Annotated in this window: 19 protein-coding genes; 2 read left to right on the forward strand and 17 right to left on the reverse strand. The window is 62.9% G+C overall.

What is annotated here, in order from left to right:
• Positions 1-22 precede the first annotated feature (22 nt).
• The 17 genes from selB to AAA069_RS03650 form a co-directional block, all read right to left on the reverse strand.
• Positions 23-1,990: a selenocysteine-specific translation elongation factor gene (gene selB / locus AAA069_RS03570; protein WP_349127590.1), complete on the reverse strand. Its 1,968-nt coding sequence runs from the start codon at positions 1,988-1,990 to the stop codon at positions 23-25.
• Complete coding sequence (gene selA / locus AAA069_RS03575; protein ID WP_349127591.1) at positions 1,987-3,444, reverse strand: L-seryl-tRNA(Sec) selenium transferase; 1,458 nt, start codon at positions 3,442-3,444, stop codon at positions 1,987-1,989. The genes selB and selA overlap by 4 nt, the downstream gene beginning before the upstream one ends.
• A 76-nt stretch (positions 3,445-3,520) precedes the next feature.
• Positions 3,521-5,638 (reverse strand): molybdopterin-dependent oxidoreductase, encoded by a 2,118-nt coding sequence (locus AAA069_RS03580; protein WP_349127592.1) that lies wholly within the window; start codon positions 5,636-5,638, stop codon positions 3,521-3,523.
• Positions 5,639-5,759: 121 nt separating this feature from the next.
• Positions 5,760-6,599, reverse strand: a complete 840-nt coding sequence (locus tag AAA069_RS03585) for a formate/nitrite transporter family protein (protein WP_349127593.1) — start codon at positions 6,597-6,599, stop codon at positions 5,760-5,762.
• A gap of 39 nt (positions 6,600-6,638) precedes the next feature.
• Positions 6,639-7,142: a hydrogenase maturation peptidase HycI gene (gene hycI / locus AAA069_RS03590; protein ID WP_349127594.1), complete on the reverse strand. Its 504-nt coding sequence runs from the start codon at positions 7,140-7,142 to the stop codon at positions 6,639-6,641.
• Positions 7,142-7,723, reverse strand: a complete 582-nt coding sequence (locus AAA069_RS03595) for a formate hydrogenlyase maturation HycH family protein (RefSeq protein WP_349127595.1) — start codon at positions 7,721-7,723, stop codon at positions 7,142-7,144. Before AAA069_RS03595 ends, hycI begins: the two co-directional genes overlap by 1 nt.
• Positions 7,724-8,506, reverse strand: a complete 783-nt coding sequence (locus AAA069_RS03600) for an NADH-quinone oxidoreductase subunit B family protein (protein ID WP_006234107.1) — start codon at positions 8,504-8,506, stop codon at positions 7,724-7,726.
• 2 nt (positions 8,507-8,508) lie between these two features.
• Positions 8,509-9,225 carry a formate hydrogenlyase complex iron-sulfur subunit gene (locus AAA069_RS03605; protein ID WP_124786290.1) on the reverse strand — a complete coding sequence of 239 codons (717 nt, stop codon included), beginning with the start codon at positions 9,223-9,225 and terminating at the stop codon, positions 8,509-8,511.
• Position 9,226: 1 nt separating this feature from the next.
• Complete coding sequence (locus AAA069_RS03610; protein ID WP_349127596.1) at positions 9,227-10,999, reverse strand: hydrogenase large subunit; 1,773 nt, start codon at positions 10,997-10,999, stop codon at positions 9,227-9,229.
• A gap of 3 nt (positions 11,000-11,002) precedes the next feature.
• On the reverse strand, positions 11,003-12,562 hold the full coding sequence (locus AAA069_RS03615) for a hydrogenase 4 subunit F (RefSeq protein ID WP_349127597.1): 1,560 nt from the start codon (positions 12,560-12,562) through the stop codon (positions 11,003-11,005).
• A 3-nt stretch (positions 12,563-12,565) separates the two neighbouring features.
• Positions 12,566-13,219: a hydrogenase 4 membrane subunit gene (hyfE, locus tag AAA069_RS03620; protein ID WP_118237867.1), complete on the reverse strand. Its 654-nt coding sequence runs from the start codon at positions 13,217-13,219 to the stop codon at positions 12,566-12,568.
• A 13-nt stretch (positions 13,220-13,232) separates the two neighbouring features.
• A complete protein-coding gene (locus tag AAA069_RS03625) occupies positions 13,233-14,690 on the reverse strand; it encodes a hydrogenase 4 subunit D (RefSeq protein WP_118259000.1) in 1,458 nt (485 codons plus the stop codon).
• Positions 14,691-14,705: 15 nt separating this feature from the next.
• A complete protein-coding gene (locus tag AAA069_RS03630) occupies positions 14,706-15,632 on the reverse strand; it encodes an NADH-quinone oxidoreductase subunit H (RefSeq protein ID WP_118237871.1) in 927 nt (308 codons plus the stop codon).
• Between the two features lie 12 nt (positions 15,633-15,644).
• Entirely contained in the window at positions 15,645-17,663 is a 2,019-nt protein-coding gene (gene hyfB / locus AAA069_RS03635) for a hydrogenase 4 subunit B (protein WP_215673407.1), read from the reverse strand.
• Positions 17,656-18,273, reverse strand: a complete 618-nt coding sequence (locus AAA069_RS03640) for a 4Fe-4S dicluster domain-containing protein (RefSeq protein WP_349127598.1) — start codon at positions 18,271-18,273, stop codon at positions 17,656-17,658. The genes hyfB and AAA069_RS03640 overlap by 8 nt, the downstream gene beginning before the upstream one ends.
• Before the next feature lie 78 nt (positions 18,274-18,351).
• Positions 18,352-20,574, reverse strand: coding sequence for a formate dehydrogenase subunit alpha (fdhF, locus tag AAA069_RS03645; RefSeq protein WP_349127599.1), 2,223 nt, complete (start codon positions 20,572-20,574; stop codon positions 18,352-18,354).
• A 74-nt stretch (positions 20,575-20,648) separates the two neighbouring features.
• Positions 20,649-21,167, reverse strand: a complete 519-nt coding sequence (locus AAA069_RS03650) for a 4Fe-4S dicluster domain-containing protein (RefSeq protein ID WP_252204471.1) — start codon at positions 21,165-21,167, stop codon at positions 20,649-20,651.
• 429 nt (positions 21,168-21,596) lie between these two features.
• Here AAA069_RS03650 and AAA069_RS03655 point away from each other — a divergent pair, with 429 nt between their 5' ends.
• Positions 21,597-21,920: a type II toxin-antitoxin system RelB/DinJ family antitoxin gene (locus AAA069_RS03655; protein ID WP_117765829.1), complete on the forward strand. Its 324-nt coding sequence runs from the start codon at positions 21,597-21,599 to the stop codon at positions 21,918-21,920.
• Complete coding sequence (locus AAA069_RS03660; RefSeq protein WP_349127600.1) at positions 21,913-22,395, forward strand: hypothetical protein; 483 nt, start codon at positions 21,913-21,915, stop codon at positions 22,393-22,395. The genes AAA069_RS03655 and AAA069_RS03660 overlap by 8 nt, the downstream gene beginning before the upstream one ends.
• Positions 22,396-22,482 lie beyond the last annotated feature (87 nt).

The raw sequence follows: 22,482 nt of genomic DNA on the forward strand, positions 1-22,482 counted from the left end.
TTTACCAAACCGAGCAGCCAATCTAGCGCAGGGAGCGCAGGCCGCCGGCGTCCTTGTCGAGCACCGTAAAGCGCACGGCATCCAGGTGCTCCAAGATGCTGATGGCACGTTTGCGCGACACACCCAGGGCCTCGCGCAGCACGCTCGTGGTGGCAGCGCCGCCGGCAGTCTCGATAGCGGCGGCGACGAGCTCGCGCGCATGGGCCTCGGCGGCAGCGGACAGGGCAACGTCGCGCTCGACCTTCACGATCGAGCGGTTGAGCGAAAGCTCGCGCAGGGCACGCGTCATGGTGTCGCGATCGAGCTGCAACTGCTCGCCAACCTCGGGCAGCGTCGGCGCATCGAGGCCGGCCCCATCAAGCAGCGCCACGATACGCCCACACGCCTCATGCACCACGCGTGCGGCAGCGGCGGCTGAGTGCGGATCAAATACCTCGGCGCCCTCGGCGGCGCACACGCCACGCGAGCAGCCCTCGGCAATCAGAGCCGCGGCAACGCCTTCATCAGCGGCAGGCCACGCAGCATGGGTAACGGCGCCGGGCGTAAAACCCGTCTCCTTGGGAGACGCCGCATGCATGGCCGACAGGGTCGCCGCCAGTGCATCCATCGCGGCATCGAGCGCGGAAGAATCTGCATACAGCGAGCCACCCGAGCCAGCAAGCGCGCAAGCAGTGCCCTGCGCCACCAGCCCGCGCAGCGCCGCCTCAGCCTCACCGGCAACAAGATCGAGCGCCGCGGTAACATCGGCAGCCGCAACCGGCAGCGCTTGCAGCGCCAGCCACGCATCCACAGCGCCCTCAATATCTCCGGCCTCGAGCGCCGCATACAGCGCACGCTCCCCTTCGGCAAGCTCGCGAGAGCGGCGGCAGCGAGAAAGCAGCACGCGCCCGCCGCCAATAAGCATCACGGGCGAATAGGACAGCACCACGACATGATCCCCGGCACGTAGCGGCAGCGAGTTTTCCAAGCGCACCTGAACATTACGGGTCTCGCCCACCGCCATGGGGGCCTCGCCCTCCATGAACATGATGCGACCGACAACCTCGGCCGTACCCGCCATCACGTGCACACGCGCACCCGACTCGAGCACACGCGGCTTGGCTCCCTCGCGACCCAAATACGCAAGCGTCATCATAAAGCGCATCGTCTGGCCAAAGCGGCCCGCCACGCCGAGCATCTCACCGCGATCGAGCGCGGCGACGCCATCGCCCACCAAGTTGAGCGCCACACGCTGACCGGGCAACGCCCGCGGCGTATCGCCATGCACCTGAATCCCGCGCACGCGACAGACCGTACGCGACGGCAGCGCGACGAGCTCATCCCCCACCGCGACGGGCGCATCGTGCAACGTTCCCGTCACCACGGTACCGGCGCCCTTGATCGTAAAGCAGCGGTCGATGGGCAGACGCGGTGCGGCATCGGTGAGCTCGGCACGGGCACGGCAGGCATCCCAGGAAGCGGCAACCTGCTCGTCGAGCACAGCAAGCAGGTCATCGATCCCCGCGCCGGTCTTGGACGACACCGGCACCATCGGCGCGCCCGCAAACACGGTATCCGAAAGAAAATCATCCACGTCGAGCTCGGCCAGCTCAATCATTTCGCTATCGGCCAGGTCGCACATCGTCAGCGCGACCACCATGTGTGTGACGCCCAGCAGCTCCAGCACATGCACGTGCTCGCGGGTCTGCGGCATCACGCCCTCGACGGCCGAAACCACCAGCACGGCCACGTCGATACCCGTGGCGCCCTGCACCATGGCGCGCAAGTAATGCGCATGGCCCGGCACGTCGACCAGGCCAACGATCTTGCCACTCGGCAGCGCCAGCTCGCCAAAGCCAAGCTCAACGGTCATGCCGCGACGGCGCTCAACCTCCAGACGGTCGGGGTTTTTGCCCGTCAGTGCCTCGATGAGCGCCGACTTACCGTGGTCGACATGGCCCGCCGTGCCAACGATAACGGGACACTCCACCAGCACTTGAACCTCACTCATCGTGCAACCGCCTTCTCAACGCACGCGACGAGCGTCGATGCCGCCGTCTCGACATCGCGGTCGCCCACGAGTGTGCGCACATCAAACAAAATGCGGTCGTGCGAGGCGCGCGTGACGACCGGCGTATCGAAGTCTTGGACGAGAGAGCGCTTGAGCGCGTCGAGGGACAGGCGCCCGTCGACCGGGCAGACGGCCACGCACATCGTGGGCAGCTCGACGGTAGGCAGCGAGCCGCCGCCGGGAGTCGACGACTCCTCGACGATCTCCACCTGCACGGCGCACGGGCAGCCAGCCTTATCGAGCCCGGCGACCATACGATCGCGCAGCTTGCGGGCACGACGCTCCAGATGAGCCTGCGGAAGCGTGAGCATGTTGAGCACCGGCACCTCACGATGGGCCACATCGGCGCCGTCCATATAAATGCGCAGTGTAGCCTCGAGCGCCGCCAGCGCGAGCTTGCCCGGGCGCAGGGCACGCATAAGCGGATGCGACCCACAGGCCTGGACCAGATTGCGACGGCCCATGATAATGCCCGCCTGTGCTGCACCGAGCAGTTTATCGCCCGAGCACGACACCAGATCGAGCCCTGCCGAAACCGAAGCCGGCGTGGTTTCTTCGCCGCCGCGCACCAAGATGTCGTCGGGCAACAGCGCGCCCGACCCCTGGTCCTCGTAGAACAGCAGGCCATGCTTGTGGGCCAGAGCAGCAAGCTCCCGAGAGCCTACCTCCTCGTGAAAGCCCTCGATGCGATAGTTGGAAGGATGGACCTTGAGGATCATGGCCGTATCGGGTGTGATGGCTTGCTCATAATCTGCCAGGTGCGTGCGGTTGGTGGCGCCGACCTCGACGAGTTTGGCGCCCGAAGCCGCCATGACATCGGGGATGCGGAAGCTGCCGCCAATCTCGACAAGCTCGCCGCGGCTGACGATGACCTCTTTACCCGCGGCATGGGTGGCAAGCACCAGCAGCACCGCGGCGGCATTGTTGTTGACCACGAGCGCGTCCTCGGCACCGGTGAGTGAGCGGATCAGCTGCGCGGCGTGCTCCTTGCGCGACCCGCGCGAACAGGTGTCGACGCTGTACTCGAGCGTGCTATACCCGCGCGCGACCTCGGCCACGGCTTTGGCAGCTGATTCCGCGAGCGGGGCGCGACCCAAGTTGGTATGGATAACCACACCCGTGGCGTTGACGGCGGGACGCAGGCTCGGCAGCGCGGAGCGATGCGCACGCCACTCGATGGCCGAGGCCAGCTCGCGCTTGGAACGCGGGGCGGCGCCGGCACGAATCGCGGCGCGTTCCTCATCGAGCTCGGCCGTGACGGCGGCATGCACCACCGCGTCGCAGGTCTCCCCCGCCGCCTTCACAACCGGCCACTCTGCGAGCAGCTCGTTGACGGAAGGAATGGCGCGAAGGCGGGCGCGTACCTCATCGGACATGTTCTGGCTATCGCTCATGTGCGACCTTTCAAAACCAAAGGTGAATCAATCGTTCGAACGTCAAACTATCAGCCAATTCGATCGGCTGAGTCAATCAATCGCTATTATCCTCGCGTGCCGCGATCTTTTCCACGCGAACGGCGTTTTCCTGGGTGAGCGCAGCGCCCGTCAACGGGTCCCAACGCAACGGCGTATGGTCGAGCGGGCCCACGCCCAAGGCTTGAGCGCCACCGGCATCGGCGCCAAACGAACGCCCACCGGGGGCGGCCGACGTAAAGATGCACGCCGGATGCAGATACGGCGTCGTCTCCACTCGCACGCGGTCGCGGCCCATATCGCTCACGAGTTCGACGATCTCGCCGTCGACGATGCCCATGCGCGCAGCAACATCGGCATTCATCTGCACGGCATCCAGGTCCGATCCGGCCTCGGCGGCACCTTGGGCCGCAAGCCTTCGCGAGGTATGCGACTCAAAGGGCCGGTTACCGCTAATGAGGCGAAACATCCCCGGGCTGGGCTCCACCATGGGAGCGATCCAGTTGGGTACACAACCCAGGCCGGCTCGTTCCCATACGTCGCTTGCCAGCGCAATTTTGCCGCCATCCAGGGGAATCGCCGGCTCACCCGTGCGCGACGGCAGCGGCACGCCCGTATCGGCCCAACCGCGCTCCTTAAGCGCAGCGAGGTCAATTCCAAACGGCGCCACCTGGGCAGCCGCCAGATCGTCAGACGTAAACTGGAAGTACTCGCCCACGCCACACGCCTGCGCCAGACCGGCAAAAATCTCCCGACCGGGACGTGTGTCGTCATGCTGCACGGGCAGCACGGCGTTGCGGTAGAACACGCGCGCATCGTTGGCGCCCACGACCGTGCCCACGCCGCGGTCGGCCTCAAGATACGTCACATCGGGCAGCACGAAGTCAGAAGCGCGCGCTGTCTCAGACCAGCGAATATCAATCGTCACGAGCAAGTCGAGCTGCTGCAAAATACCCAACCAAGCCTGCGCATTGCCATAGCCCGCACCGGGGTTACTGGCATAGACGATGAGTCCGCGCAAATCGCCGGCGAGAATCGACTGACCGATGGTCGTGCACAGGCCGCGCACCGGATCGACCAGTGGATAGCGCTCGGACCCCAGCTTGGGCCCGCGCGGCACCGGCGGCGTCGCAAAGTGAGCGGGATCGAGGTCGCCCAGTGAAAGCGGTGTGGGCGGATTGAGCGCGCCACCCGCATGTCCAATACAGCCCAGCAGCACATCGACCAAGCAGATAGCGCGTGCGGTCTGGGTGCTATTGGCATACGCGATGCCGATGCCACCATGAAAGCCCGCATCCACCACAGCGGCAGGCGCGGCGGCAGCGAGATCGCGCGCCGTGGCGACAATCTCTGCGGCCGGCACGTCGCACATTGACTCGGCCCACTCGGGCGTCCAAGCACGGGCCGCCTGCGCCAGCTCGTCAAAGCCCGTGGTATAGCGGGTCACGAACTCGTGATCGTACAGGTCCTCGGCAATCAACACGTGAACAATACCCAACAGCAGCGCCAAGTCGCAGCCCGGACGCACGCGCAGCCAGCGATCGGCAACAGCAGCCGAACCGCTGCGCCGGGGGTCGACAACGATAATCTTCGCCCCACGGCGACGGGCATCGTTGAGCGCATCAACGGCCCCCATCGTCGACGAATCGACGATGGAACGCCCCAGGTACATGATGCAATCGGTATGCGCCAGGTCGGAGGCGGGACTATAGCCCAGGCTGTGCTCCCAACCGGTAAGTCGGCTTACCTCGCAGGCACCGTCAGCTCCGTACACATTGGGCGAACCCAACGCATGCATAAAACGATACGCCCAGTAACGGTCGAACGAGGGCACGCCGAGCGTCATGCCCAGCGCTCGCGGACCATGCCCGTCAACAATCCCCAAAAGGCGCTCGGCAATCTGCGCGAACGCCTCGTCCCACGAAATCACATCGAACCCCGAGCCATCCTGGCGGCGTCGCATGGGGTGCACGATGCGGTCACGCTCGTCAAACGGCATTGCCAGGCGATGCCGTCCGCGGGCGCAGAGGGCACGCGCCGCGCACGGATGCCCCGGCACCGGCAGCTCGGCCACCACGCGACCGCCCTCAACGCGTGCCGCAAAGGCGCAATCGGCATAGCATCCCCCGCATGTGGTCACCACGGCGCGACCGTCGCGCTTCACAGCAGATGCCATCTCGATTACCCCTTTCATCAGCCAAACACAACAGGCCAAAAGCACGGCAACGAGCCCAGACCCAAAAAGCCTCCCGCACGGCAACGCCCCGCGGGAGGCCCAACATCAAACAGACGGTACCTTACGCCTCGGACTTCTTAGCGTAGATAAACCAGTAGCCGAGCGCGATCAGAACCGCGCCGCCCACGATGTTGCCCAGCGTGGCGGCGGACAAGTTAAACGCAATGCCCGCAGCGTTGAGGGCATCGGCGCCGGCAACGTCGGCACCATAGCCGCACGCGTGCATCACGGCGCCCATGGGCAAAAAGTACATGTTGGCAACGCAGTGCTCAAAACCGCATGCCACAAAGGCGGCGATGGGCAGCAGAATGCCCACAACCTTATCGACCACGGTCTTGCCGGCGGTACCGATCCACACGGCCAGGCACACAAAGATGTTGCACAGGATGCCGCGGAAGAAGATCGTCACCCAGTCGACCGTCACCTTGCCGGCGGCGACGCTCACCATGGAATTGGCGACCGCCTCGCCGTTGAGCTTGTAAATGCCGGCCATGTACACCAAAAAGACGATGAACAGGGCACCGACAAAGTTACCGACCCATACGACGGCCCAGGCCTTGAGCATCTGGACCAGGGTGATCTTTTTACTCTTGAGCGCGCAGACCATAAGCGAATTACCGGTAAACAGCTCGGCGCCGCACACCAGCACGAGCACCAGGCCCAGGCAAAAGCACAGGCCGCCCACGACGCGCTGGGCGCCCCAGCCCAGCGTGCTATCGCTCAAGAACACGGTAAAGAACAGGCCGCCGAAGGCAATGAACGCACCAGCGAACATCGCCAAAACAAAGGCCTTTGCGACCGGCAGGTTGGCCTTGGTCACGCCGGCGCCCTCGGTCTTGGCCTCGATCGCGGCGGGCGCCAGGCAATCGGGAGCGGGGTACTCCGCCTTGGAATCTGCCATGTCAATCACTTCTTTCCTAATCAGCAGGGACAAGCGCTCCTATTGCTCTTGTCCCAAGCGGACAAAGTGGGAAAAGTCGTTGGCGACCACGGCGTCGTACACGGCGTCGACGGCGTCAAAGACCTCCGGGGACATAGGGTTGTAAAACTCCGTATCGCCCGGCTGAATCCCTATGAAGACGATATCTTCGCACGATTGCTCGATTTCCTCGATCAGAATCGACAAAGGGAGCGAATGCGTGGTGAACATCGACTTGCGGGCCACATCGCGCTTATCGAGCAGGCGGATGGCGCCGACGGGCAGCGCCATGTCGGCGGCATCGACCAAGACCAGACGCGGCGGACGCTCGCGCTTGACCTCGATAATGTCGTCCTCGGGCGTTTGGCCTCCGTCGATGGTGTACCAACCGGCGATGGGTGCGTCTTCCATCTTTTTGGAGAGCACGGGGCCGGCGGCATCGTCGGCACGCAGCACGCTTCCCGCCGTGAGCACGATGCCCGCAAACGGGGCGCCATTCACGCGGCCATCCACAACGCGACCCATTACTGCAACCTTCCCGTCAGATACACGCCCGACACATCGCGCACGCGCTCAACCAGATCGCGGAACTTCATCATAAACGCGACCTGCTGGGCATGCAGGCCAAAGTCGTCGTCGAACACCGAGATGCCGGCCTTGGCCGAGCCGCGAAAACCGCGCTCGTCGAGCAGCGTGTCGCAGGCCTCGAGCAGCGACGGCACCGCCGCCTTGTCAAGCTGGCACTCGCCAAAGGAGCGGATGGCCTCGAACTTGGTCTTGGCCTCCCCCTCCGGCAGTGCATCGACGAGCGAATAGAAGACATCCACCGGCACCGACAGGCGCGGCTCAAAGCAATCGAGCACGCCGGTGTGGTGGCCCACGGCGAGCGTGTAGTACAGCACGTCGCAGGCCTCCTGGGGAACGTCTTCCTCGGTCTCCACAAACTTACGCGTGAGCTCATAGAAGACCACCTGGTCGGGCGCATGGCCCAGGCAGGGGTCGGCGACGCCCTCGGCGGCCTCGTCGCTTGCGCGCGAGGCATCGCCAAAAGAACCGCCGAGCATGCCGGGGCCCGCAAAGTAACCAGAGCGGTCCGTGAGCTCCATCTAGCGACCTCCGGCTAGCACCAGATCCTGCAACGCCGAGTAGACCTCAACGCGGCGCGGATCGTCCTGCTTGTCGATGAGCAGTGCCATGGCACCGCGGATATCGCCCTTGGGCGCACCCTCGAGCGTGTCCATAAACTCGTTGGCCAGGTCGCGGCCGTAACGGTAGCCGCTCATGGCGCGAGCCTCGCGCTCGATGGCAACGCGCAGCTTGTACGGCACGCCGGGGTGCAGGATATCGGCCTGCTCGCCGGCGGCCTCCACCGTGGTCTCGGCATGGAGCTTTTGGTCCAGCAGACCGAGCGCCATGGCAAAGCCGTAGACGGTCTGCGCGGGGCTGGGCGGGCAGCCGGGGATGTAGACATCGACCGGCAGAATCTTATCCGTGCCGCCCCAGACGCAGTAGTTGTCGTAGAAGATGCCGCCGGTGCAGCCGCACGCGCCATAGGACACCACGATCTTGGGATCGGGTGCGGCCTCAAAGGCGCGCAGGGCCGGCATGCGCATGGCGCGCGTCACGGCACCGGTGTATAGCAGTACGTCGGCGTGACGGGGCGAGGGCACGACCTTGATGCCAAAGCGCTCGACGTCGAAGACGGGCGTGATGGAACCGAAGATCTCGATCTCGCAGCCGTTGCAGCCGCCGCAGTCGACGCGGTAGACGTACACCGAGCGCTTGATCTTCTTAAGAAGGGTCGCCTTGGCCTTCTCGATGCTCTCGTCGAGCTCGATCTTGGTCGGGCGGTACTGAAGCCGCTCGGGCAAAAGCGTGGGTTCGGCCATGGTTACTCCTCCTTCGTATCAAAATCCATGATGATGCCCTCGACCGGCGCCGGACCGGCGGGAATCTCGGGCGCATCGGGGTTGAGCTCGCGGTCGATATACTCCGGGTTCACGCCGTGGCCGCCCAGATACTCCATGCCGGGGCCCTGGGGCTCACCGGACGCAAGTGTCTCGTTGGCTGCCATGCCGGCGGCGTTGCCGGTCTTTACGGCCGAGGCGGCGCGCAGGGCGTCGAGCTCGCGCTTGCACTCCTGGCACATACCGACGGTACGGGCGGCCTGCTCGGCCTCCATGCCGCCGGCCTTTTGCAGCAGGCGCTTGGCGTAGTCGATCTCCTTGTGCGGGGCAAACGGCTTGCCGCAACGCGAGCAGTGCTCGAGCGTGTAGACGCTCTTGCTGGTGAGGTCGTCCTTGCTCATGACGGCTAGCTCAAACTCCTCGGTGAGCTTGATGGCCTCCATGGGGCAGGCTTCCTCACAGCGGCCGCAAAAGATGCAGCGGCCGTAGTCGATCGACCAGGTAATGGTATCGGCCGCAAGGTCGGTGTCCATGCGAATGGCATCGGCCGGACAAGCCACGCCGCAGGCACCGCAGGCGATGCAGAGCTCCGCGTTGTGCTCGGGCTTGCCGCGCATGTCCTTGTTGGTGGGAAACGGCGCAAACGGGTACTTGACCGTCGCGTCGCCGGCCTTGGCATTAACCTTCCAAAGCTTCAGCATATTAGAGCGCCTCCTCATCGAGCGGAGCAGCCATGGTGCCCTCGCCCGCAAGCGGCGACTTGTCGCGCCAGACGTTCTCGAACTGCTCCTTGTCGAGCACGTGGTCGCGCTTGGCGGCGACATCGGTCACCGTCACGCGGTCGGTGCAGGAGTAGCACGGGTCGAGCGAACCGACGATCAGCGCCGCGTCGCCCACGGTGTTGCCGCGGAACATGTAGCGCAGGACCGGCCAGTTGCTGTACGTGGCGGCCTTGGCGCGCCAGCGGTAGCACTTCTGGTTGTTGCCGAGCATGGCCCAGTGCACGTCCTCGCCGCGCGGAGCCTCGGTGGCGCCGATGGCGTACTTGTGCGGGGTGTACTCCCAATCCGTGGTGAGGATGGGGCCCGACGGACAGTTCTCGAGCATGGTCTCGATCATGTCGATCGAATCGTAGACCTCCTGGATGCGAACGGCGGTACGACCGAAGGCATCGCAGGTGTCGGCCGTAGCGGCGTGCATCTTTTGGACGTCCGGATCGGCGTAGCCGTCGAAGGGATGGTCAAAGCGCACGTCGCGGGCATAGCCCGAGCCACGCATGAGCGGGCCGACCGGAGAGAAGTCGCGCGCGATCTTGCGGTCCAAGATACCGATACCGCTCGTACGCTCAATAAAGTTGGGCGTCGAGAGCAAGACGTCGACGAGTTCCTGAACCTCGGAGCGCAGCTGGTGGATGGTCGTGAGCGTGGAAAGCTTCTGCTCGGCCAAAATGTCGCGACGCACGCCGCCGATCACGTTGAGACCGTAGGTCTTGCGGTGACCGGAGAGCTTCTCGGCCAGGTCCATAGACTTCTCGCGGACGCGGAAGAACTGCTGGAAGCCGGAGTCGAAGCCGGTGTAGTGAGACGCCAGGCCAATGTTGAGCAGATGCGAGTGCAGGCGCTCGACCTCGAGCATGATGGCGCGGATGTACTGGGCGCGCGGCGGAACATGAATGCCCTGGGCGCGCTCGACGGCCTCGGCATAGGCCACCGAGTGGGCGCAGCCGCAGATGCCGCAGATACGGTCGGCGAGGAACGTCACGGCGTCATAGTTCAGGCGCGTCTCGGCGACCTTCTCCATGCCGCGGTGCACGTAGAACAGACGGTAGTCAGCATCGACGATCGTCTCGCCCTCGACGAACAGGCGGAAGTGGCCAGGCTCGTCGGAGGTAATGTGCAGCGGGCCCATGGGGACGAGCGTGGTCTCCTTGCCCTTGGTGTCGGCCAAGAACTCGTAGTTTTCCATGTCGCTCGCGGGAGCGGGACGGAAGCGGTAGTCCATGGAGTCCTTGCGCAGCGGATACAGGCCGCTGGGCCAATCGTCGGGCAGCACCAGGCGGCGACGGTCGGGCAGGCCTTCGGGAATCAGGCCGAACATGTCGCGCAGCTCGCGCTCGCCCCACACGCAGGCAGGGACGAACGGCGTCACGGACGGGAACGTCATCTTGGCGGGATCGACCTCGATGCGCACGGTCACCCAGCCGGGGTCCTCCCCCTCCATGGAGATGACGTAGTACACGGCGTAGCGACCGCACAGGCTGCGCTCATCGTTGCCGATGATCACGGGAATCCAGCCGTAGCGCTCGTAATACAGGTAGTGGACGGCCTCGGGCAGCTTGTCCTGCTTGACGGTAATCGTCAGCTGGTCCTCGCACTGCCACTCGACCTTCTCGATGCAGCCCGGAACGGCGCGGCGCAGGGCCTCGACATGGCTCTCGCAGCGACGGGCATACACCTTGTTCTCAGTTTCAATCATTCGTTACTCCACCTCGCTCTGAGCGGTCTCGGTACCGAACACAGCGCGGTACATCGGCGTCGCGTGAAGCTCCTCGGTGCTCTGCTCGAGCACGATGCCGGTCGCGGTCTCCACACCGTGCACGAGAGGCAGCGGGGTGGCGATGCCAAACCACAAGATCATGACAGCCAGGATGATTTCGGGGATAAGCATGAGCGCCGGGGCCTCATACTTGCCCATGCCCTGGGGTGCATGGCCGAATACCGACTTGAGTGCGATGCGGGTGAGCGCGGAGATGGCCACGGTAAGACCGAGGGCGACCACGACGACCAGCCACATGGGACCGGCGGTAACACCGGCGACAAAAGTCAGGAACTCGGAGATAAACATACCGAAGGGCGGGAAGGCACCAAGGCCGAGCAGCGCCAGGACGGCGAGCGCGGCGGTTGCGGGGGCAACCTCGACGACACCCTGGATCTTGGCCAGGCTACGCGTGCCAAAGGCGTGCTGGATGTTGCCGGACACGCAGAAGGCAAGCGTCTTGGTAAAGCCGTGGAACACGCAGTGCAGCAGGGCCGCGGCGATACCCAGCGGGCCACCGATACCCAGGCACAGGGCGATAACGCCCACGTTCTCCACAGACGAGTACGCAAAGCGGCGCTTGAGGTCGTCCTGGCGAAACATCGAGAGTGCCGCCACCAAAATGGACAGCGTGCCGACGATCAGCAGCAAAAGTTGCGGATACTCGGCGCCCACGGCCTGGATGGTAAAGCCGTAGAAGCGCATGATCACAAGCATGGCGCACTTAAGCAGCACACCCGAAAGCAGGGCCGAGACGGGGCTCGGGGCCTGGGAGTGGGCATCGGGCAGCCAAGTGTGCATGGGGAACAGGCCGGCCTTGGTGCCAAAGCCGATCACGATAAACGCAAAGGCGAGGCGCATGAGCGTCGGGTCGAACTGGTCGGCATACGGCAGCACGCACGACAGGAATGCGGCCTCGTGGGCGTTGGGAATCACGTCGGCGGCGTTGGCGTAGATCAGCAGCGTACCGAACAGGCCAAAGGCCACGCCGGCGGTGCAGACCATCGCATACTTCCAAGAAGCCTCGAGGGCCGTCTTGTTCTTGTAGATACCCACGAGGAACACGGTGGAAAGCGTGGTTGCCTCCACGGCGGCCCACGTGAGGATCATGTTGTTGGACAGGCACGCGAGCAGCATGGTAAACACAAACAGGCTAAACAGCGCAAAATACTGCTTGGCGCGCTCGGCGGGCATGGAGCCCTCCTCGATATCGGCCTTTACATAGGGCAGCGAGAACAGCCCCGTAAGAAAACCGATAAAGCCGATGAGCAGCACAAAGATGGCGCCCAGCGAATCGAGGTGGAACCACAGGCCAAAAGCGCTCGCGGTGTCGCCGCTCATAAGGACGTCACCGGCCGTCACAATCGACAGCACCAGGACGGCTGCGACGGAGACCAGGTTGAGACCGGCAAACACGTTATAGGACGTGTTCTTGGGCAAAAACGCCATGACGAGCGAGAACACCAAAGGAGTCGCGAGCAGAGCGAGAATCAACGTTTCCATGGACTACCCCCTCAGCTCGGACAGGTCGCGCGCATCGAGCGAGTGGGAGTCGTCCCAAATGCGACGCACGACGATGGACATGATGATGACGGCAAAGATGGCGTCGGTGGCGATACCGATCTCGATGATCTCGGGAGCGGTGGGGGCCAAGAGCGCGAGCGTCACATGGCTGCCGTTTTCCATAAGGCAGTATCCAAAGATCTGCTTCATGATGTTGCGCTGCGAAATGATGCAGGTGAGGCCCACAAAGAAGTGAGCGAAGCTAATAGCGAGCGCAGGCGTTGCGACCTCGGCCGTGGGCAGGCTGATCTGCGTCACAACGGCAAAGCAGATCGCGACCTCGACGGCGATGATGCAAATGGCCCACGCGGGCTTAAGGCCGGCCTTGAGCGATGCGTCGCTCGGCTCGCCCATCTTCTTGTATGCGCGGTTGAGGATATAAGGGACCAGGACGACCTTGGTGATAAAGGCAGATCCAGCCCACATAAGCAGCTCCTGCGCACCGGTGGTGACACCGAGCGTGGCGAGCAGGCCCACGAGCACCAGCGACTGCACCGCATACCAGTGGATGGAATGTTTGATGTTCTTGGAGACAACCACCATGGTGGACGTGACGATCAGAAGGCCGCCAAGGATGTTGACGATCGAATAACCCATGTCGTTCTACCTCCTAACCGATCCAGCTGGCCGAAAGCGGGCCGCTGACGATGACCATGATGATGAGCACGATGAACACGAACGCCATCGCGCGGGGAAGCGGGGCTCCCGCAGCGACCTCTTCGCTCGGCTCGCCGGGCAGGCAATAGCCCATCCACTTGAGGAACCAGGCGAAGGTGGCGACGGTCTCGGCGACCATGATGCACACGAGCACCAGGATCGCGACGTTGCCGGCACCCACAGAGAAGCCACCGGCGATGATCTGGAACTTCGAGAAGAACGTGTTCATGGGCGGCACGCCGGCAATGGCGAGTGCCGCGACACCAAAGCCCACGCCCGAGATCGGGTACTTTTTTACGATGCCGCGAAGCTTGGGCAGCATACGCGTGCCGAGCGTAAAGGAGAACGAACCGGCGATCAGGAAGAACAGGGTCTTGGCGAAGGCGTGGTTAAAGATGTGGCACACGGCACCATCAAAGGCCAGCTGGCTACCAAAGACCGAAAGGCCCAGACCAAAGAACACATAGGAGAGCTGGGCGATCGTGGAGAAAGCCAGCAGGCGCTTCATGTCCTTTTGCGGCAGGTACATAAGGAAACCAAAGAGCATGGTGACCATGGCGTCGATAATGGCGACCCAGCCCACGATCTCGGGAATCTCGCCGGCAGAGACGAGTGCACGCGCGAACACGCACACGCCGACCTTAACCATCGAGGCACCATGCAGGTAGGCCGAAACAGGCGTCGGCGCCTCCATGGCCGAAGGCAGCCACATGTACATGGGAACCTGTGCGGACTTGGCCCAGGCCGCAAACAGCACGAGCAAAAGGACGATGGCCTTGAGCTTGGCGTCGAGGCCTGCAATCGCGGTAATGGCGAAGGTGCCGGTGTGGGCAAACACGATGGCGGCGCCCAGATACAGGCCGAGCGCACCGATATGCGTGATAATCAGGGCCTTCATGCCGGCCTTTTTGGCCGTAGGCGTCATGTAGTAGCTAATGAGGCCCCAAGAGCACGCACCCGTGATCTCAAAGAACACGAGCTGGCCCAAAAGGGTCGAGCTGTACACAAGACCGGCCATGGCACCGATAAAGGTCGCGAGGTACGCGTAGAAGCGACGACGCGGCGCGTCGGGATGCTCACGGTTATTCTCGCTCATATAGGGAATCGAATAGATCACGACAAGCAGGCCGATACCCACAAAGGCGGGCGCGAGCAGCGTGCTCATGCGATCGAAGGTGAATCCCATGACGAGGGTCTGCCCAAACGAGATCAGGGGGACCTGCGTGTCGGGCATGCCGGCGCCAGCGAAATTCGCGGCGAGGGCAATGGTGCAGGCCGTCGAGACGGCGGCACCCAAAACGCTGAACCACTTGGCGTACGGACGGGGGAACAGGGCGACGAGCACCGAGGCCACCATCGGGGCCGCGATAGCGACCAAGCCGAGAAGGGACAGACTGACTGCAAATGACATTGTTTCTCCCTTCTCCTACACGCCGACGACCACGAAGACAAACGCCAGAACGGCGATGCCCACGACGGCCCAGGTCTGATTGCCAAGCACCTTAAAACGCGAGCGCGAGCAGGAGTTCTCGATCACGCCGCACACGACAAAGTCGATCAGGCACTTCACTAGGAAGATGACGGCGCCCAGAACGGCGGCAGCGCCCACGGTCGCGGGCTCGCCCCAGGGGACGAAGATCGCGCAGAACCAGGCGACGACCAGGACCTGCTTCATGGACATGGCGAGCTTGGCCATCGCAAGCGACGGGCCGGAAAGCTCGGCGAGCGGGCCTTCCTGAAGCTCCTGCTCGGCCTCGGCCTGATCAAACGGCAGCTTGCCGAGTTCCATGTAGCAGGCGATCGCAAAGGCGATGCCAGCGAGGATCACGGCGACCGGCGCGTCGACGGCGCCCGTCATGATGTGCTGACCCATGGTGGCGATGTCGGTGGAACCGCACACCAAGGCGGCGGCAAACAGCGCCAGCAGCATGGACGGCTCGATGAGCACGCTCATGAGCAGCTCGCGAACGCCGCCGATACCGGCGTAGGCGTTGGACGAATCCACACCGCAGAGGGCGAAGAAGAAGCGGGCGAGCGCCAGGCTGTACATGATGGTGATGGCGTCACCAAAGACCGGGATGGGACTTTGCGCCGTAAAGAGCGGCAGGCCCATCGCGAGCATAAAGGCGACGGCGAAGAACAGCGGCGGCATAATGCGCAGCGCAAAGCTCGCGTCCTCGCTCTGGGACTCGGGGCGCGCAAAGAGCTTGGCCAGGTCGCGATAGTCCTGCATGATGCTGGGGCCGCGACGGTTGTGCATCTTGGCGCGGATCACGCGGCCGAGACCGGAGAAGAACGGCGCGACGGCCATGACGACCACGCCCTGCAGAACGGCAAGTACGATGTTGTTCATGCTCTCCCCTCCTTAACCCATTTGCACGGCGAGCACGAGGAACACCACGAGTGCCGCGACGATGTAGCAGATATAGATGCTGTAGTTGCCACCCTCGAGCTTAGTCGCGAGGTCGGCGAGCTTCTCGACACCCTTATGCGGGGCATCGACGAGAACCTTGTCGGGTACGGGCTCCACAGCCTCGGCCACACCGGTGAGCTTCTGGAAGAAGTGCGCGATGGACCAGCAGACGGCCGTGCAGCGGTCGCGCAGCGTGTAGAGCGGCTGCATAAACCAGGACACCTCGGAGGCAAAGGTCGTGGCCACGACGGGCATATGCTCGTTGGGAGCATAGCCGCATGCCCACGGCTGGGACTTCTGCACCTTGCCGACGGTCTTGAGCTTGCGATAACCGCAGGCAAGACCGACGAGCACCACGAGCGCAATAGCGATCGCGGGCGTGGAGGTGGCAGCGCCGGAGTACTGGTTCATGAGCTCCATGCCCTCGGCGGCAAACACGCCGCCGTACGGATGCAGCACGGACGCGGCGACATCGACCAGCACGGGCGCGATCACGGGAGCGCCAATGCCCAACACGACGCAGATGGCCGCGAGCAGGCCCTGCGCGAACACCATGGGGGCGGGAACCTCCTTGGCATTGGCCGCAGCCTCGGAACGGGGCGCGGAGGCAAAGGAGACGCCATAGGCCTTGACGAAGCACGTGACAGCCAGCGCGCCGGTAATGGCAAGCGCGACGGCAGCGAACACGGCCACGATCATGACGGCCTTGTCGCCCTGCATGGCGGCGTTAAACAGCGACTGGTAGGTAAACCACTCGGACACAAAGCCGTTGAAGGGCGGGATGGCCGAGATGGCAAGTGCGCCGACGAGGAAGCAGATGGCCGTTGCCGGCATACGACGGAACAGGCCGCCCATCTTCTCCATATTGCGCGTACCCGTGGAGTACAGCAGCGCACCGGCGCCCAAGAACAGCTCGCCCTTAAACATCGCGTGGTTAAACGTGTGGTAGAGGGCGGCCATCAGAGCCAGGACGGCGATGCCGACCGAGTTGAGCGCCATGGCGGCCATGGAGGCGCCGACGCCGAGCAGAATGATGCCGATGTTCTCGACGGAGTGATAGGCCAGCAGGCGCTTGATGTCATGCTCCTGCAGGGCGAAAGCCACGCCGAGAACCGACGAGATCGCACCGAAGACCATGACCATAAGGCCCCACCAGACCTGAACGCCCGAGGCGGAGAGCAGGTCGAGACCAACCTTGAGAATGCCGAAGATACCGATCTTGATCATGCCGCCGGACATGAGGGCCGACACGTTGGACGGCGCCTCGGGATGTGCCTTGGGCAGCCAGCCGTGCAGCGGGATGATACCGGCCTTGGCACCAAAGCCAAAGAAGGCGAGCACAAAGCACACGGATGCGACCGCGGGGCTAAACTGCGTGGCGCGGAAATCCGCAAAGGCAAACGAGCCACCGGCGAAGTTGGTCATGGTGAGGAAGCTCGCCATGATGAGCACAAAGCCCACATGCGCGATCACAAAGTAGAGCCAACCGCCATGGATGGAGTTCTCGTTCTCCTCGATCACGACCAGGAAGTACGAGGTCAGCGACATGAGCTCAAAGGCGACCAGGAACCAAAACACGTTGTCGGCGGTGATGACGAGCATCATGGACGCCACGAAGGTGTTAAAGAAGAAACCGGCGCGGCCCTTTTTGCCCGGGTACTCATCAAAGTAGTTGAGACCGTAGATCGAACCGGCAAACGCGAGCACCGAGATGAGCGCCACGAACAGGCCGGACAGCTGATTGAGCAGCAGCTGGAAATGGGCAAACGGGAAGAACACGATGGTGTCGACCGACGTGACATCGCCCAGCACGGCCTGGATACCGGCCACAAACGAAAGCACCGCGGCGACGGCGCCGATAAGGCAGCCGGCGGTCTTGGCGGCGTTATCGGCCTTGATCAGCAGAACCGAGGCGAGCGCACCGATGCACGAGACGGCAAGCGATGCGATAAACAGCGTCATGCTATCCATTGTTTACGCTCCCTTCTGCTTTCTCGGAGAGGCCCTGGGCCACAGCGTTAACGTCGACGACGGGACCGTTTTCGATCGAGCGCAGGCGCTTGGCCTCGTCGAGCTCGCGATCGGCCGCGCCGCCCATGACGGTCAGCGCCTTGGTGGGGCACGCCGCCACACAATGCGGACCGTCCGGATCGAAGGCGCACAGGTCGCACTTAACAGCGCAGGTGTACTGGCCGGGAGCCCACGTAAGCAGGCTGCTCAGGGACTTAGGATACGAAGGCGTCGGGTCGCACATGCCTGCGACACCGGCGATAGACGTGCCATCGGGATGGATGGCTCCGAAGGGGCACGCGATGGCGCACAGCCTGCACCCGATGCACTCCTGCTCCTTGACGTGGATGCGATCGCCATCGTGCTCGATGGCATTCACCGGGCAGACCTCGGCGCAGGGGGCACCCTCGCAATGGTGGCAGGCAAGGGCGGCCGAAATACCGCCGGTCTTCACGAGCGCCAGGCGCGGCGTATCCTGAAGACCCTGCATCCGGTGGGCGTCGGCACAGGCGGACTGGCATGTTCCGCAGCCGATGCACCTCTCCGGGTTGATGTCGATGAAGCGGTTCATCCCCACTTCCTTTCAAAATAACGGGCCGGGCTCCCGAACGTACGGGACGCCCGGCCCAAAAAGCCAACGAGAACGGGACTACACGATTTGATTCACGTGCGTCTCGTCGTCGAACTTGGCGGCGCCAGGCTCAACGTCCTGGGGAGCGGCGGCGTCCACCAGAGCCTGCTTGAGCTCGGTGTACTGACGCTCGACCTCGCCCTCGGCCCAGACCTGGTCGGCGATAGCGTCGACCTGGCAGGCGGAGAACTTGTCCTCGGGCGTATGCGAGACCGGGTCGACCTTGTGCATGGTCAGCTCGTTGCACTTGCCGATCCACCACTGGTAGGTCATATAGACCGTGCCCTTGTTGATGCGGTCGCTCACGTCGGCGCGGCTGTATACCTGGCCGCGGCGGCTGTGAATCGAGACGATGTCGCCATTCTTGATGCCGCGTGCCTGGGCGTCCGCGGGATTCATGCGGACAAAGCCGGGCTCGTCGGCAAGCAGTGCCAGCGTCTTGCAGTTGCCGGTCATCGAGCGGCAGCTGTAGTGGCCGACCTCGCGGACGGTGCACAGGATGAGCGGGTACTCATCGTCGGGAAGCTCGGAGGGCGCCTCCCAGTCGTGTGCCATCAGGTTGGCGCGGCCGTCCTTGGTGGTGAACTTGCCACCAGCGAACATGTCGGGCGTACCGTGGTCGTTCACATCGGTGCTCTTGACGGGCCACTGGGCGTAACCGCCCTCGGGAGCCATCTTCTCGTAGGTCGCGCCCACAAAGTTGGGGCACAGGCTAATGCACTCGTTCCAGATCTGCTCGGTGTTGTCGTAGTGCATGGGGTAGCCCATGCGCGTAGACAGGTCCGCGAAGATCTCCCAGTCGTGACGGCACTCGCCCTTGGGCGGAACGGCCGCGTCAAAGTGCTGGAAGCTACGGTCGGATGCGGTAAAGACACCCTCGTGCTCGCCCCAAGAGGTAGCGGGCAGGATGACGTCGGCGAGCATGGTCGTCTGCGTCATAAAGATGTCCTGGCAGATGAACAGATCCAGCTCGGAGAGCGTCTTGCGCATGCCGGCCGAATCGGGCTCGGTCTGCACCGGGTCCTCGCCGTAGTTGTAGAAGCAGTGCACCTTACCCTCGTCGACCAGGTGGCCCAGGTCGGTGAGCTTGTAGCCCTCCTCGAGCGGGAGCTTTTCCTCGGGCACGCCCCAAGCCTTGGCAAACTTGGCACGCACAACCGGGTCGGTGACCTTCTGGTAGCCAGGGTACAGGTTGGGCAGCATGCCCATATCGCAGGAGCCCTGGACGTTGTTCTGACCGCGCACGGGCGCGAGGCCGGAGTTGGGTTTGCCGATCTGGCCGGCAACGCAGGCGATGGAGGCGATGGTGTGCACCGTCTTCAGGTTCTGCTTCTGCTGGCATACGCCCATGCCCCAGCCAATGATGGCAGAGGGCTTCGCCGTGGCGTACATCTCGGCAGCTTGGTGGATCAACGCGGGCTCGACACCCGTGATGTCCTGTACGGATTCGGGAGTGTAGTTCTTGATGGTCTCCCACCACTCGTCAAAGCCGTTCGTGTGCTCGGCGACGAATTCCTTGTCGTAGAGGCCATCGTTGACCAAGCAGTTGGCAAAGGCGTTGAGGAACGCAACGTTGCAACCGTTCTTGATCGGAAGGTAGAGATCGGCGATACGCGCGGTTTCGATATGGCGCGGGTCGGCGACGATGATCTTGCAACCCTTTTCTTTGGCTCGCACGATACGCCTTGCGACGATGGGGTGCGAATCGGCAGGGTTATAGCCGAAAAGGAAAATGCAGCCCGCATCCTCCATACCGGGGATGGAGCATGACATGCAACCTGAACCAACCGTGTCCATCAGACCGAGGACAGTAGGGCCGTGTCAAGTACGGGCGCAGTTGTCCACGCTGTGGGTGCCGATGCACGCACGCGTAAACTTCTGCATGACGTAGTTCGCCTCATTGCCGCCGCCTCGCGAAGAGCCGGTGGTCATGACAGCGTTAGGACCATATTCGTCAATTATGGCCTGCATCTTAGATGCGGTGAAATCCAGTGCCTCGTCCCAGCTTACGCGCTCAAGATCCGCGCCCTTAGTGCGGCGGATCATCGGGTGCAGTACGCGAGGAGTCAAGATCTTGGTGTCGTTGATGAAGTCGTAGCCGCTCATGCCCTTAAGGCACAGCTCGCTCTGGTTGGTGATGCCGTTGAGCGGTTCGGTACCCACGACCTGGCCGTTTTGGACCAAGAGGTTAAACTGGCAACCGGCGCCGCAGTACGGGCAGATCACTTTATGCTTCTCCATGACACCCTCCTTCCTTTCTCTGCTACCGAATACTCGGTACTTATTTGACAATCATTGGGCTTGTCGCCCGACGCTTACGCCTCGTTTTCGATGGTGGCGCGGGCACGCTCGGCAGTCAGTTCTGCCAGGCGCTCCTCGTCTACCAGGGTGAGGCCCTTGGTCGGGCACGCCTCGGCACACGCCGGACCGCCGGGACGGTCCACGCACAGGTCGCACTTGAGCACGAAGCTCTTAGTCTGCGAACCCACGCGCACGTCGCCCATCAAGACGGGGACCTGCGTGGTCGCCACGCTCACGGCGCCAAAGGGGCAGGCCATGACGCAGCTCTTGCAGCCGATGCAGTTGTCCTCGTTGACGCCGATGCGATGGTTCTTTGGATCAAAGAACAAGGCGCCCGTGGGGCAGGCCTTGGCGCACGGGGCACCCTCGCAGTGATGGCAAGCCACCGGTGCGGAGATCTCGTACGTACGCGTCACGCGCAGGCGCGGCGCGGCGATGTTGCCGGGAATGTCGTGCGCCTCGATGCACGCCGCCATACAGGTTTGACACCCAATGCAGCGCGAGGAATCGGCTACGACTCGTTTATTGCCCATGTTGTTCACTCCCTCCTGAATCCCATGCCGGAGAGAACCTGTCGACGTTGCTCCGGACCGCCCGTGGTCCGGCATCGGCGTATCGAGTGTATGCGGCGAAACAGGCACTTCGATAGAATTCCTCCAACGATATACAGGTTAAATATACGCAGTTGCAGGGGGCAAACTTGAGCATAGGCCCTGCAATACGGGTGTATTGCAGGGGTTTTGGCAGGTTGGAATTATTCTCTAGAAGCTATAAAGGTGAGTGTATTACATGCGTACATCTAGGGGAGATTTCACGCTCGTTTATAAAGGATGTAGTACGTTTGTAATGTCGTTTACACTCAATTACTCTAGTGCAATAAAGAAGTGGTTGTAAGATTGGCTATTATTAGCCGAAGTTGTATTTGACTATTCAAATTGCACGCTCATTAAGGGAGGCCAGTGATGTCATCGACTCAAAAAAGAGCCATCCTGCAGGTGCGCATTCGCGAGGAAGACAAGCAGCATGCCGAGCGTCTCTACGACGCCATGGGCACATCGCTCGCCGAGGCCGTCCGCCTATTTGTCGCGCAGAGCATTTTGATGCGCAAGCTCCCCTTTCAGCCGGTCGCCGTGCGCTCCAAGGACGGCACGGCCGCCTATGGATCGCTCAAAGCATATGGGGACCCCAATCGCCGCTCCGAGGAGCGCAATGCCTGGATTGAGTACCTTGCTACAGAAAGCGACGATTCGATTTTGGGTCCCGAGGAAGTAGATATCCATGAGTAGCACCATCATCGACGAGACCGTCATCCTACGCTACCTGCTTGACGACGACGAGGTTCTCTCGCCGCGTGCCGCCAAGGTCATCGCCACGCGCACCGCTCGTGTCTACCCCGAAATCATTACGCGCGTTGTGGTCACGCTGCGCGACGTCTATAAGGTTCCCCGCGTTGAGATTGCTGCGGCCATGAAAAGGCTGCTCGATGACGTCATGGTCGACGAGCCCACCGTTGTCGCCCTTGCCGTCAAACTCTTTGGCAAGACCCATATGGACTTTACCGATTGCCTCCTTGCAGCCCGAACCGCCATCTACAACGATGATGTCGTGAGCTTTGGCAAGCCCATCATCCAAGGCATGATCGATTACCGCCGTAAACGCCAAACCGCCGCCGACACTCGCGATGGCCGCGCAACCCACGGAGCCCGCAGCCGCAGCACCGACGCCACCATCGACAAACTCCGCCACCGCCCCCGTAGCTAACCCCATCCCCTTCTAAGTTGCGGTGAAATACGGACTGTTTTATGCCTTTAAAGGCCTCAACAGTCCGTATTTCACCGCAACTTATTG

The organism is Collinsella sp. CLA-SR-H006, assembly GCF_040097075.1.
Lineage (GTDB): Bacteria > Actinomycetota > Coriobacteriia > Coriobacteriales > Coriobacteriaceae > Collinsella.